Origin of the sequence: Colwellia sp. BRX8-7, assembly GCF_014077275.1 — a bacterium.
GTDB lineage: Bacteria > Pseudomonadota > Gammaproteobacteria > Enterobacterales > Alteromonadaceae > Colwellia_A.
Genome location: NZ_JACGVP010000004.1, coordinates 147,988 through 166,318, shown reverse-complemented (window position 1 = coordinate 166,318; position 18,331 = coordinate 147,988). Strand labels below are relative to the sequence as shown.

Genomic DNA, 18,331 nt, shown 5'->3' with positions numbered 1-18,331 from the left:
GAATAATAAATGACAACAGAACAAACCCCAAACAACCTTGCAGCCTTTTGTTGGTCTATTGCAGACCTACTTCGTGGTGACTTTAAACAATCTCAATACGGCCGTATCATTCTCCCTTTTACTTTATTACGTCGTCTTGAAGGTGTTTTAGAAGAAAGCAAAGAAGCTGTGCTTGCTCAACACGACAAGGTTCAACAAATGAACTTGCCGGAAGAAGCGCAAGAACAAATGTTGTTAAGAGCAACGGGTGGGTTAAGTTTCTTCAATACATCAAAAATGGATATGTCTAAGCTTGGTGAGTCGGATATTAAAACTAACCTTGAAAGCTATATTCAAGATTTTTCCAAAGATGCCCGCGAAATATTTGAATACTTCAACTTTGGAGAGTTCATTGGCCAGCTTAATGATGCTGATTTACTTTGGAAAGTAGTACAAAAGGTTAGAACAACAGACTTGAGCCCCAAAGCGATCAGCAATCACGATATGGGTCTGACCTTTGAAGAACTCATACGCCGCTTTGCTGAAGGTTCTAATGAAACAGCGGGTGAACATTTTACCCCACGCGATATTGTCCACTTAACAACGTCCTTGGTATTTATGGAAGATGATGATGCCTTAACTAAATCCGGTATTATCCGCACCATTTACGACCCTACTGCGGGAACTGGTGGTTTCCTTTCCTCAGGTATGGAATACGTACACGAATTAAATCCACAAGCGGTAATGCGCGCTTATGGTCAAGAACTTAATCCTGAAAGTTACGCTATCTGTAAAGCTGATATGCTCATTAAAGGGCAAGACGTTTCTAATATTAAATTAGGCAATACCTTATCTAACGACCAGCTTTACGCAGATAAGTTTGATTACATGTTATCTAACCCCCCGTTTGGCGTAGATTGGAAGAAAATAGAATCAACAATCAAAGCTGAAAAGTCCCTTAAGGGCTTTGATGGACGCTTTGGTGCTGGCTTGCCCAGAGTATCAGACGGCTCATTACTATTTTTAATGCATCTACTAAGTAAACTCAGAGATGCCAGTGAAGGCGGCGGTCGTATTGGTATTATCCTTAACGGCTCGCCATTGTTCACTGGAGGCGCAGGCTCAGGCGAGTCTGAAATTCGCCGCTATATTCTTGAAGCCGATCTACTGGAAACCATAGTCGCACTACCTACCGATATGTTTTACAACACAGGTATTGCTACTTATGTTTGGGTACTCTCTAATAAAAAATCAGATGAACGCAAAGGCAAAGTACAGCTAATCAATGGCGTTAACCTGTGTGGAAAAATGCGTAAATCTCTCGGTTCAAAACGTAATGAAATGAACGCTGAGGATATTGCCACTATTACCCGCAGCTTTGGTGCCTTTAAAGTGGTCGATGCTATTACTCTTGAAGAGTTAGGACTAAATAAACCCGCAGAACAAAAAAGTAGCCGTGGCCGTCAGTCGGCTAATCCAAAAGTCGAAGCACTAAAAACCTTCGCCAGTAAAATATTCGCCAGCCATGAGTTTGGTTATCGCCGCATCACCATTGAGCGGCCATTACGCGAAAGCTATCAATTCAGTGATGAACGTATTGCCGAGTTACGCTTTGCCGCCAAACCATTAAATGCACCGATGAAGTGGGTGCATGAGCAGTTTGGCGCGGGTTGGTCTGACAATACTGACTGCGAAAGCTACGGAATGTTAAATGACGTCGCAATAGAAATTCGCGCTTATGTTAAAAATCATTTTAGTGACTTAAAAGAAAAACAAATTAAAGACTTACTCGACAGTAAAGTCTGGCTTGCTCAAAAACAAGTAATGCTCAAAGCCAAGCAATTACAACAAGCTGTTCCACAAGGTATGGGCACGATGCAATGCAATGACATGAATAGCTATGAAGCTGCTCTTAAAGTCGCCTGCAAAGCACAAAAAATCACTTTAGACACCAAAGAGAAAAAACAAATCACCACAGCGGTAAGTTGGAAAAATCCTGAAGCAGAAAAAGTGATTAAGAAGATACATAAAACTAAAGCCAATCCAATATACGGCCTGTTTGCTAGCGAAGGTAAAGAAAATGGTCAAACGCTTGAGTACAAAACCGATGGTGATTTACGAGATAACGAAAACGTTGCCCTTGACCCTAACCAAACAGTAAATGACATCAACGAAGCCTACTTTAAGAAAGAAGTACAACCGCATGTGCCTGATGCCTGGATAGACGCCAGCAAGAAAGATGATAAAGATCAGGAGATCGGTATTGTCGGTTATGAAATCCCATTTAATCGCCATTTTTATCAGTATCAACCACCAAGAGAATTAATCGATATTGATACGGATTTAGATACAGTTTCAGCTGAGATAATGAAGCTTTTGCAAGAGGTGCATTCTTGATGGCTAAGTATCAGGCATATTCTGATTACAAAGAGACTAGTGTTCTTGGTATAGAAAGTATTCCTACGGATTGGGACATTCAACGAATTAAGTTTCTATTTAATATCGGCCGAGGCCGGGTTATCTCAGAGCAAGAGCTGGAAGATGATGGGCAATTTCCTGTTTATTCTTCGCAGACTAAAAACAATGGGTGTCTAGGCTACATCGGTACATATGACTTTGATTGTGAACAAATAACTTGGACGACTGACGGTGCTAATGCAGGTACGGTATTTTTGCGTAATGGAAAGCATAACTGCACAAATGTTTGTGGAACTTTACAGCCTAAATATAGCGATCTTTGTATGGGATTTACTCTGTATTGTTTAGAGTACGTCACCCAGTTTCATAAGCGCCCAGACACCAATGGTGCAAAAATTATGAATAATGAGATGGCGGATATTTCCATTTCACAGCCTCCAGCCTGTGATCGAGAAAAAATAGCCGAGTTCCTAGATCACGAAACTGCTCAAATAGATACCCTGATCGACAAACAGCAACAGCTGATTAAACTGCTAAAAGAAAAACGTCAAGCCGTGATCAGCCATGCCGTCACTAAAGGCCTTAATCCCGATGCAGCAATGAAAGACTCAGGTGTTGAGTGGTTAGGCGAAGTGCCTGAGCATTGGAAAGTTTGTTCGTTAAAGTATTTAGTGTCAGCCCCTATTATTGATGGCCCTCACTTAACACCCATTAGACAGGATAAAGGGATCCCTTTTATCTCAGCTGAGGCAATATCTCAGGGATATATAAATTTTGATAAAAAGTGGGGATATATTTCTAGAGCAGACCATGAAATATATTCTAAACGTTATTCTCCTAGAAAAGACGATATATTAATGGTCAAGTTAGGCGCAACAACTGGAGTTGTTGCGATGGTTGAAACAGACGAGGATTTTAACGTTTGGGTGCCACTTGCAACCATTCGTCCAAGGGACGATATATCATCAAAATTTATTTTTTACTTGTTACAGTCATCCAGTGTACGAGATGCAATTCAACTCTCTTGGACTTATGGGACTCAGCAGACCTTGGGGTTAGGCACTTTAGCGAATATTAGCTTACCAGTTCCTCCTGAAAAGGAGTCATATGAAATAGTTAAATTGATCGAATCAAAAGTACCTATCTATGATGAGTCTGTGAAGAAGTGTGAAATCTCGCTACAGTATTTAAAAGAACGCCGCACAGCACTAATATCCGCAGCCGTAACAGGAAAAATTGATGTTAGAAGCTGGCATGCTCCTAAATCATCAAACCAAGGTTCTATCAATGGCCGATAACGCAGTTAAAGTCTCAATAGTCGCACCTATTCCCACTGCAGATGTAGAGCCAGAAAAGTCATTAACACTAACTCAACGTATTGACGCCGATGAAGGCTTGAAAGCTAAACGTAAGCTACTTACCGTAGTTTCTCTTATTCTATTAGCAATCGCTTTCTCAGGTGCCAAGGTAGTTGAAGCAAATACCTTTATCATGAAGATTAGTTTCACTAATCAAAACGGTATTGCCTATTTATTGTTGCTATCCATCGCTTTTCTTATGATCCGATACTACAACTACGCCCGCCCATATCATGATGAGTTGTATGAAGCCTGGACCCAAAGAATGCTCAACGACGATTATTTTCATCGTTATCATGAAGAAGCTGGAGAAAGTGATGGGTTAATTCATGATTTATATCCAAATAGCTTAGAAGTAGATATTTATCAACAAAGTTGCAGCGGAACGAAAACAAAATATAGTTGTTCACATCTCTTTGGCAGGCATATTGAATATACTTGGATGAGTGGTGTCGGCTCCGGTTATGAAAATTGGGCGACCGTTAATTTAATGCGCATTAAAAGTGAAGAAACTAAGAAAGAAGATAAAAAGGTTACCAAAAACAGAGTCAACCTTAAGCCATATTTTAAAATTTTATCCTATGAACTCAGGTATCGTACAACAAGGTTTTTAACTCACCGTGAAAATTTAGACATTATAGCTCCATATTTATTAGGGTGCTTTTCAATACTCTGTTTTATTTTCAGCAAAGAGATTATAGAACTATTAAAAGGATTTACCTCGTGAACACTGACAAATGGAAGTCAATATTAGGTTTCGTCGCTTTAGACAAATACCCCAACTTACCCTGCCCTTATTGCCATCAAGAAACATTGAACATCGATGAAAGCACTATCGTTAGCCGTGTTGTATCTGAAAAGTATAAGAAAATAGCTTCACCTCACTTCAACTTGGAAAATGACAAGAGAAAAGAAAGGGGCATCGAACAAAAAGAACTCGTTGGTAAAATGCTGGGAAGCAATTCTGTATTAGGGTTATTTGGTGCAGCAGCAGTGATCTACCGTGAGGTTGTTAAACCTAGTTATCACTTCTGTAAATTTACCGCCTTTATGACTTGTGTCAGCTGCAATGACCATATAGCAGTAACAGGCTTGGCCCAAGAACACACAAAAAACAATACTGATAAAAAACAATTACCTTCTTTATACAAAATTGACCACTTCTCAGTACCCGTGCCCATGCTTGAGATACCCCCTGCGGTGCCAGTATCAATCCAGTTTGAACTGTTAGGTGCTTTTAATTTTTTCCATATTGATACCAACTTATCTGCCAGTAAATTACGGAGAGCAATAGAAAAATTCTGTAGTGAATTAGGTATGAAGCCGAACTCTCTTGCTCGACAAATAAAAGAATTGGAATCCAAGTACCCAACCGAAGCGAGTTTTTTAAATACATTACGTTTAGTCGGTAATGAAGGCACACATTCTGATAACGTTAATGAAGATGATTTGCTGCTGGCGTTTGATATTGTTGAAGAAGTATTAGCCATATTTCCTCGTTTAGCTAAATTAGAACGTTTAAAAGCACCACAAGCGCAATTAGAGGACAAGTTCGACAAGAAAAAAGCTCGAGCTGAAGCTAAAACACTAGAACATGAAAAATAACGGAGTAATTAATGACTGATAATTTAATACCCGAAGCACCTAATGGTGAGTTTATATTATTTAATAGTACTGATGGCAGTACTAAGGTTGAATGTCGTTTTGAGTCTGATAGCTTATGGCTTACTCAAGCATTGATCGCTGAGCTATACCAAAAGGGTGTACCTACCATTAATGAACATTTATCTAATATTTATAGCGATGGTGAAATTGAACAAAACGCAACCATTCGGAAATTCCGAATAGTTCGCCAAGAAGGTTCTAGGCAAGTAACAAGAGAGATAGAACACTACAGTTTAGAGGCCATTCTTGCTGTGGGTTATCGCGTTAGATCTAAAGAAGGTATTCAGTTTAGACAATGGGCAACTAAAACCTTGCAATCGTACTTGGTTAAAGGTTTTGTTATTGATGATGAGCGCTTAAAACAGCCTGAAAATAGTCAGTACTTTGAAGAATTACTGAATACTATTCGTGATATTCGTTCTTCAGAAAAAATGTTCTGGCGGAAAGTGTGTGATATCTACGCAACTAGCATCGATTATGACGGTAAAGCACAATCAAGCATCAGTTTTTTTTCTCAAGTTCAAAATAAAATGCATTGGGCTGCACATGGTCATACTGCTGCTGAAGTAGTTCACCAACGTATTGATGCCAATAAACCTCATCTAGGCTTAACAAATTATCCAGGTAAAGATGCTGGCAAAGAACCTATACGCAAAGAAGTTATAGTCGGCAAAAATTACTTGTCTGAAGATGAACTTGAAACATTGAACCGTTTGGTAACCTCTTACCTTGAATTTGCCGAGCTGCAAGCACGAAATGGCAAACTAATGAAAATGGCTGATTGGGCAAGTAAGTTAAATGATTTTCTTAAATTAAGCGACTTTGATGTTTTAACTCACGCTGGGAAAATATCGGCTGAGCAGGCGAAACAAAAAGCCAAACAAGAATACGATAAATTTCGACGAGTAATTGATTTAAAACCAAGCCAAGTTGATCAAGATTTAGCTAATGCAGTGAAAGCCTTAACGAATAAAAAAACCGAATAAATAGCTAAACCAATGGTAATAAGCTCAAGGACGTAGGGATAAACATGAGTAATAAAACACAAGAAGTGGTTTTTCAAAACGATATGATACACCAGCTAGTCGCTAATGGTTGGTTGCTAGGAAAGCCTGAAAACTATAATCGTGAATTAGCCTTATATGAAGATGATGTATTGGGTTTTGTAAAAGAGACTCAGGATACTCAATGGCAAAAGTTTTGTGCGCTCTACCCTAGCAACCCTGAGCAAAAATTTTTAGAGCGGGTAGCCTCGCAGTTAAATAAAGCTGATCCTAATGCCGCTAATAAAGATATGCGGACTTTTGGTACGTTAGGCGTTTTACGACACGAAATACGTGATCGCGGCACACGTTTTAGTTTATGCCAATTCAAACCTGAGCATGATTTAAATCCCGATACTTTAGCGCGTTACCAAAAGAACAAATTACGTGTAGTACCCGAACTGGTTTACTCACCTTGGGCAACTGATGAGCATGAAGCAGAAAACGGTGTTAGAGCTAAAAAGTGGCGTATAGATTTAGTGCTATTTGTTAATGGCTTACCCATAGTAACGCTTGAGCTTAAGTCAGAGTTTAAACAAGCCGTTCAAAACGCGATTAATCAATATAAAACTACACGTTTTGCTATAGACCCTGCCACCAAGAAGCCTGAACCGTTATTAACTTTTAAACGTGGTGCTTTAGTACATTTTGCAGTAAGCCAATATGAAGTCTATATGACTACACGCCTAGAAGGTGATGATACTTATTTCTTACCTTTTAACAAAGGCACAAGTGAAGGTGGTTCTGGTAATGATGTACCTAAAAATATTAATCAATATGCCACTGATTATTTATGGAATGAAGTATTACAACCTAATAACCTATTAAATATTCTCGCTCGCTTTGTGCATTTACAAATAGAAGAAAAAGAAGACTGGGAAGGCCGTAAATACAAAAAAGAGACTTTAATATTTCCTCGTTATCATCAATGGGATGTTGTTAGTAAATTAGTTAATGCTGCTCGCACTGAAGGCCCTGGTCATAAATATTTAATACAACATAGTGCTGGTTCGGGTAAATCGAATTCTATTGCTTGGTCTGCACATCAATTATCTGCCATTCATACTGCTGAGGGTAATAAGTTATTTGACTCTGTCATTGTTGTCACTGATAGAACGGTACTTGATGACCAACTACAAGAAACAATATCTCAATTTACTTCAGTAGAAGGCATGGTAGGCAGAATAAACCGTGACGAAGGAAATGGGTCTAAATCTGAGAAACTTGCTGGCGCTTTAGAATGCTCACAGCCAATTATTATCGTTACCATTCAAACCTTTCCTTTTGTGTTAAAAGCCATTGAAAATAGCGTTAGTTTAAAAGAACGAAACTTTGTGGTTATTGCCGATGAAGCTCATAGCTCACAAACAGGTAGTACAGCTCGGCAGCTCAAAGAAGTATTAATGATTGATACTAAAGATGCTGATGAAGAACTCACTACTGAAGATATTTTAGATGCTACTGTGGCATCACGTCGCGCTTCTACTAACCTAAGTTACTTAGCGTTTACCGCAACACCTAAAACCAAAACACTTGAATTGTTTGGGCGTTTACCTAAGCCAGATGAAGCTCCGTCTAAGCAAAATAAGCCTGAAGCGTATCATGTGTATAGTATGCGCCAAGCCATTGAAGAAGGCTTTATCCTCGATGTATTGAAAAACTACACCAACTATAAAGTTGCTTATAACCTTGCGATGAAAATGGAAGGTAGTGACCAAGAGGTTGAGAGTAAAAAAGCAAAAGTAAAACTTAATCAATGGGTACGCTTGCATGACTATAACATTAGCCAAAAAGTACAGGTTATTGTAGAGCACTTTAAAGATAACGTGATGGGCCTTCTCGGTGGACAAGCTAAAGCTATGGTTGTCACCAGCTCACGTAAAGAAGCCGTTCGATATAAACAAGGCTTTGATAAATACATTGTTGAAAAAGGTTATCAGAAAATACATGCGATGGTCGCATTTTCAGGAGAAGTTGAGTTCTCTGATAAAGACCCTGGCTGTGAAGCTTTCGTTGATTTTAAGTTCACCGAAAAAAATATGAATGACAATCTCAAAGGCCGCGATATGCGCAAGGCTTTTGATAGTGATGATTATCAAGTGATGATAGTTGCCAATAAATTTCAAACAGGCTTTGATCAACCAAAACTCTGCGCTATGTACGTTGATAAAAAACTTGGCGGCGTAGAGTGTGTACAAACACTCTCTCGTTTAAACCGTACATTCCCTGGTAAAGCTGAAACTGGCACTTATGTACTGGATTTTTTCAATGAACCTGAAGATATTCTTTCTTCATTCCAGCCCTACTTTCAAACAGCTGAGTTAGCTGATGTATCAGACCCTGATCTTATTTTTGATTTAAGGGACAAGTTACGTTCGTCTGGTATTTTTCAATGGCAAGAAGTAGAACAATTCTGCAATGCATTTTTTATTAAAAGTAAAAGTAACGCCGCCATAGCCAATATTTGTAAGCCTGCTGTTGAGCGCTGGCAAAAACGCTATAAGTCTGCGATTGATGCATACAAACAATCCAGAGATATGTTCGAGCGCACCAAAAAAACGTGTGATGCCGTATTAATAGCTAATGCAGAGAACAGTTTTAAAGATTGTAAGCAGGAAAAAGACGCTTTAGAGATATTTAAAAAGGATTTAGGTACATTCGTGCGCTTCTATGAATTTATGTCTCAGATTGTCGATTACGACGATAAAGAGCTAGAAAAACTATGCCTATATGCCCGTAACCTTCGCCCGATGCTACGTGAGATAACAGCTGAAGAAAGTGATATTGATTTAAGCAATGTCGTGATGAGTCACTATCGGTTATCAAAAATACGCCAGCAAGACATTCAACTGAAAGAAGATGCTGCGGATTATGAATTAGTACCAGGTGATGCTGTGGGAACAGCCAAAGCTAAAGATCCTAAAGAAGAGTTTCTTTCTCAAATTATCTCTAAGCTAAATGAACTATTTATCACTGATATGCTGACCGATCAGGATATGGTTAATTATCTATATACCATCAAAGATAAGATGAAAGAAAATACACTAGTGATGAAGCAGATAGACAATAATACGCCTGAGCAAGCAATGCTAGGAGACTTTCCTAAAGCCTTAATGGATGCAATTATGGATAGCGGCGAAGCCCATGAAAACCAAATGATGCAGTTGTTATCTAATCCGGATAAGGCTAATGGGTTTTCAAGGTTGGTGTTTGATTTGTTGAAGTTGGCTGATAAATGATATTTAAATATTATTTCAAACGATCTGAGCCTATTGAATACACTTTTTGTATATCGCCGAATATAAATTTTAACTTAAAAAAGCAATTAATGCTTAGCAGGGATGGTTAATGCCAGTAAATGAAAATGATTTAGCAAGCTTTGCTAAAGAAGATTTAACAGAGTCAATTAAAGTGATTCATACAGAATTTTCAGACAAAGCAAATGACTTTGAACTACCACACACGTTAACAAGACGGTTAGCTTCCATAGCAAGTTTGATGATTGTATTTGGCTTACTGACCCTTGCAGGTAATTTTTCTTTTATTGGAGAAATAAAATTAACTATTACCAATCAAGTCATAATGTCTAAGGTCTGCTCTACATTTGAAGCCTTTAACATTAATATTTTTGATCTTCTAGTTGTATTATTCTTGCTAGCTGTATCGATAATAAAATTAACTTTAGATACAATAAATTACAGCAGAAAAACTAAAAAATCTATATTGATAAACTGTTTACGAGTAATGACAGTATTACTTATATTAAGTATTTTAACTTTTAAGTGGAATGAGTTGGCACCACATGCTTTATTTTGGGGCCTCTTAATTTTCATTATTAGTTATTCCAGTAACCGGAAGTATGGCTATACCCGTGGTTATTCAAGAAATAGATTGTACGCAAAAAAAGTAGAGCTTTTATATGCGGATAAACTATTAGGCACTGATACGAATGAAGATAAAAATATAAGATTACAGTTACATGAATTAATTAAAAAATCTCATGAAGAGATCCATAAAGACATTGTAGGCGATTACATTGAATATGGTAATTCAGCACTAAAGTGGCTTTCTACAAAAAAATAATAAAAATTAAGGATAATAATTGATGGAAAAGTTAGTTTTAAATGTTGATTCTGGTGAATTCACTGGTGAGTATAAAAATGACAATGAGCTTTGGCAAAGTAGAGCTTATGAGTTAGCTATTTCTAATATAGAGCGGTTAGTTAAAGAATCAAAAATAATTCTAAAGAATAATGAAAGATCAGTAAATAAAACGTTATCAAGAGTTCATGATGCACTTTTTGTATTCGGTGACCGAGGCACAGGTAAAACCGTATTTTTATATAACCTAGCCAAACAATGGAAGCAGCATCAAGAAAAAAAATCAGAGAGTAACTGCAATGTTCTTTTTTTAGATATTATCGATCCGACCTTATTAATTAACAACGATAATTTTGTGAATGTAGTGATTGCGCATATCCACGGATACATGCAAAAGGAAATTAACGCGTCAACTTCCTCAAAAGCAGACTATTACCATATCCTAGGTACTCTTGCCGAATCTTTAGGTCAGTCTGAGTATAATAGCCGAGATGCTGGTGGTTTAGACAGAATTTTAAGTTATCAATCATCGATGGATCTTGAAAGTAACTTTCACCTCTATATTGAATTTTGTATTTCTTTCTTAAAGAAAGACGCGATTGTTTTACTGATAGACGATGTTGATATGTCGATGAATAAATCTCACGAAGTGTTAGAAACTATTCGGAGATTATTATCATGCCCACAAATAATTCCGGTTGTTTGTGGTGATAAATCAATTTATCAAAAAATACTTATTGATCATTTTGCTCACGCGAGTAATTCGCAATATCAAAAAAGAGTCCCGATCGATCCAGTAACTGCAGAGTATTTGGCTGATCAATATTTACTTAAAGTTTTCCCTGAACATCTTCGTATTGGTTTAACTTCTATAACATCATTAATCCCTAAAATACAGGTCCACCTTCAGAAGGGAGAGATTACTGACCTTAATGAATTCGTTACCGTTGTTAATTCGTGGGTTTCGCCATTAATTAATGGCGAAGAAAATAGCCACAGTTTTCCTATCCCAATAACATCACGTAAATTAGTCCAATTTGTTCAAAAATTTTCTGATTATGTTTATGCTATAAAATCAAAGAGTAATATTAATAAATCAAGTTTTTGGGTTGATTTTATGCACTACTCTGAAACTAGTAGTTATGGCAGAGGATACTTAACAGCTACAGCGGAAGAGCAATTGATAGAGCAACCATTTTTGTTGCCTTCAAGCCTGGCACTTTTTAATACTAAAGCTCAGTCAGTGTTATTAACACATAACCAGTCAATTGAATTTAATATTATTCAGAGTCGAATTTTTGATGACTTTAATGTATTAGAAACGAAAGAAAACCCTAATGCAGATTGGTTTAATTCTCAAAGAGGTATGCTTAATTCTGTAAAGGGAACTATTGGAGACACAATTATTCCAATGCCACCGATTGAGTTCTATAAATATAATTTATTTATATCGAGACCTTCTCTTCTTAAAGCTACAGGGAAAGAAGTAGATAAAAATGTTCAAAGTAATTTAAGCATGTTAGTAAGTTTATTTACGCATTCTAATTACTATGGAACAGCTAAATATATGAAGCATCAATTATTTTTTGGTAAGGCTTTTGAACTTTTTATGTTTTCAGTGATACATGATTTTGATGCACATGAAGGTGAACGTTTATTACAAAAATTGAAAAAAAACCCTCCTATGCATTCTATTTATTCGTTGACACCGACTAAAACAATTGATTCAGATGAAGTTGATAGTAAGGATGAAAATGAAAGTGAAGGTCAGGATGAAATAGATACTTTAGACTCATTATTTTCTCCTGAAGTAGAAGGTATCTTTATACGTAAGGTAATTCAATGGCGATATGATAATGATCAAGTTTTGAAAGAAGCTAAAAATAAAGGATTAACAACACTATTTAGCTTTGTATTTAATAAAGTTTTTACTCAATTGCATTTGATGAAAAAAGACAATACGTTTACAGCTGATCCAAGGACTAAAGAGAAAGTTTCAGAAAGTGAAAATAAAAAATATTCTCACGATAACTTATTTCATGTTGCTCGTCGTTTTGAGTTTGTGTTGCTGAGTGCTTTGGGCTCTTTCTTAAAAGATAAAGGTGTTGTGGCCATTCAAAATACCGCCAAAACGAGATATTCAGATAACTTAATGTTGCCACAAGCTAAAAATTTAGACCGGGCCTATAAAGTGAATGTATTAGATTTTATTCATGGTGAGGCAAGTAAAAATCAAGCACTTATGGAAGCCTTTACTGAACATCCGATTTTTAAACTATCAGATAATTATAATCAAAAAAGTATGCGAGACTGGTTGTATATTGGTACACGACCAAAAGGCAGCAATTCAAATTCGGATAATATCCGCAAAACTCGGCGGGAAAAATTTATAGAGAAGTTTGATGAAATAATTGTAATGGATGGAGACGTTCAAACTAAGCAGGAAGCATTATTAAACCTAGGGGAAAGAAATATTTATCGATTTATTACTCAAACGCAAATCGATAAGGTTTTCGAGGGGAAAACAGAGCTTAAAACGGAGTTCATAGAAAGAATAATCCTAGAAAAACAAAATGTTAACTCCAAGGCGTTAAGGTCTACTTGGGATGCTCGTTTAGATAAAACTCAAGCTATAAAAATCTAAAGGTGAGTAAATTAATTTGTTAACTATAGATGCTGAATATATTTTTAAAGTCAGTTTATTAAGGTCTGACCGCTGGCTTTACAAACTTCTTTCTAGTAATGGTACCAAAAGAACCAAAGGTGTAGCTTATTTATCACTTCTAGATTATCAACAAAACGATCATCGTAAAGAAGACAATATAGCATTGTTATCATCTTTGGATGCTCAAAGCTTAAGCATGAATTATGATCTGAGTTTTATTGATGAAATGGGAACTCGTTTTTTAAGTTGGAAAGGTAATAGCTTTGAAGCAAAGCTTGAATACCTAGATGAGTGGCAAGCCATATGTTCTTATATCGACCCCCTACTAGTTATAAGTTGGATGTATGCAGAGATGCTTAAGCTAAATAAAATCCAGCCAGACCAGCTTTCTCTAGTTTCACAGTGCCCACAAGCGTTACAGTTTGATGATAACCTTAAGTATGGTGATAATCATGCTCATTTAGGGGGTAATGGTAGTCATAGAAAAGCTATTCTCGAGTTTTCACTATTCCCATACTCACCAAAAGGTAAAACACATACTCCCCCTCAATTAAGCGAATTTTCTTTTATTAATTCTGGTTTGATTAATGATAGTGAATTGCCGCGCTTGTTGCATTCTTTGTTCAATGTTCTTATCGAGCGAAGCCTTTTTGAAAAATCCGATAATAATAAATATATACTGCCCAATTTTTCGGACTTGATAAGCCTTAGGCAGAAAAATTTAAGTTTACAGTCACTCATTCAATTCAGTGGGGACAGTGTATTCCATCAATTATTGAAAGATGCATTTAATAGTGATTCGGATCAAGGTTGCTTACTTTTATATACAGCGCTTTTTTATGCTGAAAGGTATATGGAACTTGGCGAGGAATGGAAAACAGCATTACGTGCTTTTATTCATACTAGTCAAATTTTAAGAGCTTCAATGATTAATAAAGGTGTTGGCTTAGGCTATTTTGTTGAATACTTTCGACATAATCTGAGAAAAGGAAAATCTGAAAATGCTTATGTAAGATACTCACTAGCAACTGATATCACTAAAAATATTTTTAGAGAATTTAAAGTTAGTCCTAAGATGGCTGAGCGAAAGTCATTAAAGAATATGTCAGAGTATTTATTTAAAAAGGGTTATGAAAATAACATCCACTTTTGTTTACACTTTACTCGCAGTGGGAATCCAAAAAATAAGCTCCAACGAGAGTTTCGTTTAAAGTTGGAACGTGAGAGAAATCGGTTAACTCGTTTATTTTCTTCAGTAGAAATTCAACAAACTACTATTAAAAAGAGTGTTTTAGATACAGCCAAACACTCTGTTAATTTATTGAACTTATTACGAGGATTAGATGTTGCGGGTAACGAGAACGAACTACCGATAGAAGTGTTTGCTCCTAGCTTACGTTACCTTCGTACATCTCCATGGCAATGCCCTCACCCAAGCTATAAACCAACAAGGCAGTTGCACTTGAGTGTACATGTGGGTGAAGACTTTCAGCACTTAATTTCGGGGCTTAGGCACATTGATGAAACGGTTACTTTCTGTGAAATGGGTCATGATGACCGGTTGGGTCATGCTTTGGCTCTTGGTATTAACCCTAAGCTATGGGTAGAACGACAGGGTACTGTATTTATAAATGCTGGTGAACATCTTGATAATTTGGTGTGGTTGCATCATCAAACAATTAAAATTGCACTGAAATGTCCTGATATATCTCCTTATACTGCAATTTTAGCGGAGAAAATTGCGCACTGGAGCCATTATATTTTCGACCAAAGTCATGATCCTCGTTCATTATATGAAGCTTGGGAATTAAGACGTAACTGTCCAATAACATATATGAAGCTAAAAAATAGTGAAGGTTTAGATTTACTCTCTGCGCTGATTCCAGATTTTATTGATAGGAAGCCATCCAAGAAAATTATAAATTTATGGGAGTCGTATTTTATGAGTGCGAATAAACATAGTAATTATAATGACAAGTATCAAACCATAGTTAAAGTTAAACACTTGAGGGAGGGGCATCCCGACGCTATAACCGATGCATCAAAAGGAATCGATTTCTTTTCTTTAGATGAGGTTCACTACATTTCGGCTATTCAAGATTACTTAATGAATATATTCGATCAAAAGGGTTTAGTGATTGAAGCTTGCCCCAGTTCAAATATTTATGCAGGACATTTCAAAAGTTATGATGAACATCCAATTTACCGGTGGACCCCACCAAATAAGCAAACATTAATTAAAGGTGAGGTTAATAACTTATTTGGCCTACGAAATGGCCCGGTAAAGGTGTGTATAAATACTGATGATGCTGGATTATTTCCTACCACAATTGCAAACGAACATCGTGTTATCAAAGAAACGGCTATTAAAGATTTTTCCATATGTTCAGAGGAAGCTGATATTTGGATTAATAGGATTAGGGAAATAGGTGTCCAGGAATTTAAAAAGAATAAAATGCCTTTTTTTAATTAGCCATATTAAATTCCAGTATACGTAAGCAACTTAACTCTAAAGTTTGAAAAAATCTTGATACAAGCAACGTGCACTATTAGACGACAATTAGCTTGGCCGGTTCGCGACAATTAGGTTGACCGGTTTTGGTACACTTCAGATATATACTTTTCAATAGAGAAAGATATGTCTGGAAAACCCATAACCAAACAACAGGTTAATTTATATATGTCTTATCGTAAGGATCATAAACAAACAACAGCCGCTGCCCAAGCAGGTATGTCAGAGCGCACCGCAAGGCGCGTTGAGTCCGGTGAACATTCAACAAGTAAACTCCCCCCGAGCTTATCGAACACGTAAAGACCCCTTCAATGGAGCCTTTGAACAGCACCTAGTTCCGCTGCTTAAAGCCGATCCTGAACTTCAACCCATTACACTATTAGATCACCTCGACACCCTGATGCCAGGAAATTTCGGTCACAATCATTTGCGGACGTTACAACGCCGAGTGAAAAAGTGGTTAGCTACTGAAGGCCCTGAACAAGAGGTTATCTTTCGTCAAAAATACATGCCCGGATTTATGGGGATCACTGATTACACATGGATGGATAAACTTGAGATAGCTATCGCAGGCGAAATATTTTCTCATAAGCTTTTTCATTACAAACTTGTTTTTAGTGGCTGGACGTATGCGCAAGTCGTCTTTGGAGGTGAAAGCTTTGAATCCCTTTCAACGGGATTACAAAATGCCTTTTGGCGCAGTGGTGGCGTGCCACAAACCCACAGAACAGACAGCTTAAGTGCGGCGTTCAACAACCATTATGAAAAAGAAACGCTGACAGAGCGCTATCAAAAACTGTGCAAACATTATGATGTTGTGCCAACGCGTAACAACAAAGGGGTTGCCCACGAAAATGGAGCGATTGAAGTGGCGCACAGTCATTTGAAACAGAAAGTTGATCAACAATTACGCCTACGCGGTAGTCGTGATTTTACGACAATTAACGATTATCAGGCATTTCTTAATGTAATTGTCGCGAAAATTAATCGTCAGTGTAAAGACAGGTTTGATGAAGAACGTAAACACCTCACCCCTCTACCGAAGCGTCGTACCAATGATTTTAGTGAACAATACATCAAAGTTACCTCAAGCAGTACGATCAACATCAAGCGCGTGACGTATACGGTTCCTTCACGCTTGATTGGTCATCGCTTACTGGTTCATATTTACGATACGGCACTTGATCTCTTTCTTGGTCACGAGAAAACGTTATCTCTGCCCAGAGTGTATGCGCAAGGAAGTCTGCGATCACGCGCGGTAGATTATAAACATGTTATCCACTCACTGGCGAAGAAACCTAATGCGTTTAAATATTCACAGTTACGCGAGGATCTAATTCCTGAGGGCGATTTTAGTTTGTTGTGGAAGCAATTAACTAAGGTACAGGTGAGCGACAAAGACTGCCGGTATATGGTTGAATTATTGTTAGTCGCACATAATTATGATTGTGAACAGTCACTTGGACGTTATGTGTTGAATAATTATGAACAAGGTAAACGTATATCCATCGATATGTGCCGACAAATGTTTGGCCCTGGGCGTGTTGATATACCAGACATTGTCAGCCATCAACACCAAATAAGTGATTACGATAGCTTACTTGGAGGGTTACATGGCTAATATCCAAAGTTTACCGATTTTACTGAAAGAATTACGGTTAAGTGCAATAGCTAAAGAATGGGAAGTTATTGCCCAAAAAGCGATCACAGAGCAATGGGAGCCTGCATTATTCCTTGCTGAGCTATGTGAACTTGAAGCTAACCAACGGCATGAAAGTCGATTAAAACGGCTCCTTAAAGACAGTAAATTACCCGTAGGCAAGCAACTTCATCAATATGATTTTGATGAAGTTGAAGGTGTAACATCACTACAAATAAAGCAAAAAACGGATCAAATCGAGTGGATTAGGTAAAACCCACTTAGCCTGTGCGATAGGATACGGATTACTTGAAAAAGCAGTACGGGTTAAATTCAGTACGAGTACGGCGATTGCTCAGGAATTACAGCGAGCAAAAGAAACGTTGGGATTAAATGACGCGCTGAGAAAGCTCGATAAATATGAGCTACTCATATTAGACGATATAGGGTACGTGAAAAAGAATGACAGTGAAAGTCAGGTACTGTTTGAATTAATCGCGCATCGATATGAGCGAGGGAGTCTGTTGATCACCTCAAACCAAGCGTTCAGTGAGTGGGATAGCATATTTGGTGATAATATGATGACCGTTGCCGCTATCGACAGGTTAGTTCATCACAGTGATATTTATCAAATTCAAGGAGAGAGTTACCGTAAAAAACAGGCAATGAAAGTAAGATCCAACACCGGCCAAGTTAATTGACGCCGACCGGACAAGTTAGTTGACGTCTGATAGTGCACTAAAAACTGGGATGATTTTTACATAGACACGTTATCTAAACTTTCCTGTTAGTACAACGGAGTTGGTGGGCAAAATGGTGGGCAAATAACAAGGCCTCATTCAAAATAGAACCCTAGCCCAATTAAATGGAGAAACAACCCTAGCAACCAATAAGCAGATCGCGAATATCGAATAGGTATTAAGTAGGTTTGATTCTTTAAAAGCCATAGCA

General features: G+C 37.4%; 9 protein-coding genes and 2 pseudogenes. All 11 read left to right on the top strand.

From position 1 onward, the window contains the following. The first annotated feature begins 9 nt into the window (after nt 1-9). Nucleotides 10-2,376: a class I SAM-dependent DNA methyltransferase gene (locus tag H4J57_RS05560; RefSeq protein ID WP_182242194.1), complete on the top strand. Its 2,367-nt coding sequence runs from the start codon at nt 10-12 to the stop codon at nt 2,374-2,376. After that, nucleotides 2,376-3,695: a restriction endonuclease subunit S gene (locus tag H4J57_RS05555; protein WP_182242193.1), complete on the top strand. Its 1,320-nt coding sequence runs from the start codon at nt 2,376-2,378 to the stop codon at nt 3,693-3,695. The genes H4J57_RS05560 and H4J57_RS05555 overlap by 1 nt, the downstream gene beginning before the upstream one ends. Continuing rightward, entirely contained in the window at nt 3,685-4,482 is a 798-nt protein-coding gene (locus H4J57_RS05550; protein ID WP_182242192.1) for a hypothetical protein, read from the top strand. Before H4J57_RS05555 ends, H4J57_RS05550 begins: the two co-directional genes overlap by 11 nt. Continuing rightward, a complete protein-coding gene (locus tag H4J57_RS20250; protein WP_182242191.1) occupies nt 4,479-5,360 on the top strand; it encodes a DUF4145 domain-containing protein in 882 nt (293 codons plus the stop codon). The genes H4J57_RS05550 and H4J57_RS20250 overlap by 4 nt, the downstream gene beginning before the upstream one ends. A gap of 11 nt (nt 5,361-5,371) precedes the next feature. Next, the gene (locus H4J57_RS05540) at nt 5,372-6,406 is read left to right on the top strand and encodes a virulence RhuM family protein (RefSeq protein WP_182242190.1); all 1,035 of its coding nucleotides are present in this window, start codon (nt 5,372-5,374) and stop codon (nt 6,404-6,406) included. A gap of 44 nt (nt 6,407-6,450) precedes the next feature. Beyond that, nucleotides 6,451-9,702: a type I restriction endonuclease subunit R gene (locus H4J57_RS05535; RefSeq protein WP_182242189.1), complete on the top strand. Its 3,252-nt coding sequence runs from the start codon at nt 6,451-6,453 to the stop codon at nt 9,700-9,702. A 109-nt stretch (nt 9,703-9,811) separates the two neighbouring features. Next, the gene (locus H4J57_RS05530; RefSeq protein ID WP_182242188.1) at nt 9,812-10,546 is read left to right on the top strand and encodes a hypothetical protein; all 735 of its coding nucleotides are present in this window, start codon (nt 9,812-9,814) and stop codon (nt 10,544-10,546) included. Between the two features lie 22 nt (nt 10,547-10,568). Beyond that, entirely contained in the window at nt 10,569-13,208 is a 2,640-nt protein-coding gene (locus H4J57_RS05525) for a P-loop NTPase fold protein (RefSeq protein ID WP_182242187.1), read from the top strand. A 16-nt stretch (nt 13,209-13,224) separates the two neighbouring features. Continuing rightward, nucleotides 13,225-15,702 carry a hypothetical protein gene (locus H4J57_RS05520; RefSeq protein ID WP_182242186.1) on the top strand — a complete coding sequence of 826 codons (2,478 nt, stop codon included), beginning with the start codon at nt 13,225-13,227 and terminating at the stop codon, nt 15,700-15,702. 165 nt (nt 15,703-15,867) lie between these two features. Next, nucleotides 15,868-17,362, top strand: a pseudogene (gene istA, locus H4J57_RS05515) (IS21 family transposase). Then, nucleotides 17,355-18,081 (top strand): annotated as a pseudogene (istB, locus tag H4J57_RS05510) (IS21-like element helper ATPase IstB). The pseudogenes istA and istB overlap by 8 nt, the downstream one beginning before the upstream one ends. Nucleotides 18,082-18,331 lie beyond the last annotated feature (250 nt).

Coding starts and splice junctions, on each gene's coding strand:
- H4J57_RS05555 (WP_182242193.1), top strand. CDS start 2,376: ATGGCTAAGTATCAGGCATATTCTGATTACAAAGAGACTAGTGTTCTT.
- H4J57_RS05540 (WP_182242190.1), top strand. CDS start 5,372: ATGACTGATAATTTAATACCCGAAGCACCTAATGGTGAGTTTATATTA.
- H4J57_RS05535 (WP_182242189.1), top strand. CDS start 6,451: ATGAGTAATAAAACACAAGAAGTGGTTTTTCAAAACGATATGATACAC.
- H4J57_RS05550 (WP_182242192.1), top strand. CDS start 3,685: ATGGCCGATAACGCAGTTAAAGTCTCAATAGTCGCACCTATTCCCACT.
- H4J57_RS05560 (WP_182242194.1), top strand. CDS start 10: ATGACAACAGAACAAACCCCAAACAACCTTGCAGCCTTTTGTTGGTCT.
- H4J57_RS05530 (WP_182242188.1), top strand. CDS start 9,812: ATGCCAGTAAATGAAAATGATTTAGCAAGCTTTGCTAAAGAAGATTTA.
- H4J57_RS05525 (WP_182242187.1), top strand. CDS start 10,569: ATGGAAAAGTTAGTTTTAAATGTTGATTCTGGTGAATTCACTGGTGAG.